Below are 1,573 nucleotides of genomic sequence, written 5' to 3' on the forward strand. Positions count from 1 at the left end.
CGGATGCCGCGGACAGGGACCTGGCCGAGACCGCCTCGGCGATGGTGGCGACAGGCACCCCCAGGTCGAGCCCGGTCTTGACCGTCCAACCGCCCGTTCCCTTGGCCCCGGCAGAATCGGCGATGACGTCGACGAACGGTTCGCCCGTGGCCGCATCGGTGTGGTCGAGCACCTCGGCGGTGATCTCGATGAGATAGGACTCCAGGTCACCTCGGTTCCACTCTCTGAAGACCTCGGCGATCTCCGGCGGAGTGAGCCCGAGCCTGCTCCTCAGCAGGCAGAAGGCCTCAGCGATGAGCTGCATGTCGGCGTATTCGATCCCGTTGTGGATCATCTTCACGAAATGGCCGGCCCCGTCGGTGCCCACATGAGCGATGCACGACTCCTGGTCCGCCTGTGCACTTCGCCCATCGCTGGGTTCGGCACGTGCGGCACTGGGTTCGAGGATCGGCCGCAGCCTCGACCATGCGGACGCCGTGCCTCCGACCATCATCGACGGTCCCTCGAGGGCACCGACCTCTCCCCCGGAGATGCCGACCCCGACGAACTCGATGCCGGCCTGGCCCACGGTCCCACCGCGAGCGATTGTGTCCGTGAAGAGCGAGTTTCCGCCGTCGACGATGATGTCTCCGGGTTCGAACACCTGGACCAGATCGTTGATCGCCGAGTCCGTGGCAGCGCCGGCATTGACCATGAGGATCGCCACTCGCGGGCCAGAGAGCTTGTCGGCCAGATCCGCCGGCGATGAGGCGACGAGGAACTCCGCTTCGGGATGTTCGGCTGCCAGAGCAGAAGCCCTGTCGACGTCGCGGTCGTAGACGGCGACTCGCGCTCCCGTCCGACCAGCCAGATTCCGGGCGAGGTTTCGCGCGAGGTTCGAGCCCATCACTCCGGTGCCGATCACGCCCACTTCCGCGGTCATACCCAATCCTCTTCCTCGTGGCTGCCAGCCGTGTGGCTGACGGCTGCACGCGCCTGTTGACAGTTGCACGCGTCTCATTTAATTTCTTATAAATCTGATTTAATGAGTGCAGTTTAGCAATGTCATCATATTTTTACGAGAGGCCGATTGAAATGGACCGTCCCCCGCTTGTCATCATGGGGGTGTCCGGCACGGGGAAGACCCTGATCGGCCGTCGCGTGGCTGCAGAACTCGGAGCCCCGTTCGTCGACGCCGATGATCTCCACAACCAGGACAACAAGGAGAAGATGCGTGCGGGAGTCCCCCTCGACGATGAGGATCGCTGGCCGTGGCTGACGACGGTCGCCAACGAGCTGTCCGCAGCTCCGCCGCCCGTCGTCGCCTGTTCCGCGCTGCGACGCAGCTATCGGGACTACCTGAGGGCGCAGGCACCGGCAACCTTCTTCATCCATCTCACCGGAGACCGCAAGATCATCGTCGACTACCTCGCGCGGCGCTCGCACGAGTTCATGTCGCCGGCCCTTGTCGACTCCCAGCTCGAGACGCTGGAACCACTCACCGTCGAGGAGGGGCATTTCCTCGCACCCATCGACCTGCCCCCCGACGAGGTGAGCCGGTACATCATCGAACGCCTCCCCCATGGCGACTGAA

The 1,573-nt window shown here is 64.3% G+C and carries 2 protein-coding genes; one reads left to right on the top strand and one right to left on the bottom strand.

Going from position 1 to position 1,573, the window contains the following annotated elements:
* The coding region (locus L0G76_RS16175; RefSeq protein ID WP_304358146.1) for an NAD(P)-binding domain-containing protein at positions 1-922 on the bottom strand (922 nt) is incomplete at its 3' end.
* Positions 923-1,074: 152 nt separating this feature from the next.
* Between L0G76_RS16175 and L0G76_RS16180 the strand changes: the two genes are divergently transcribed.
* Positions 1,075-1,572, top strand: a complete 498-nt coding sequence (locus L0G76_RS16180) for a gluconokinase (protein ID WP_304358147.1) — start codon at positions 1,075-1,077, stop codon at positions 1,570-1,572.
* Position 1,573 lies beyond the last annotated feature (1 nt).

This window comes from Brevibacterium picturae (assembly GCF_030453725.1).
Classification (GTDB): domain Bacteria; phylum Actinomycetota; class Actinomycetes; order Actinomycetales; family Brevibacteriaceae; genus Brevibacterium; species Brevibacterium sandarakinum_A.

What these genes read in the sequence shown, in the direction of transcription:
- L0G76_RS16180 (WP_304358147.1), top strand. Translation starts at nt 1,075, where the DNA reads ATGGACCGTCCCCCGCTTGTCATCATGGGGGTGTCCGGCACGGGGAAG.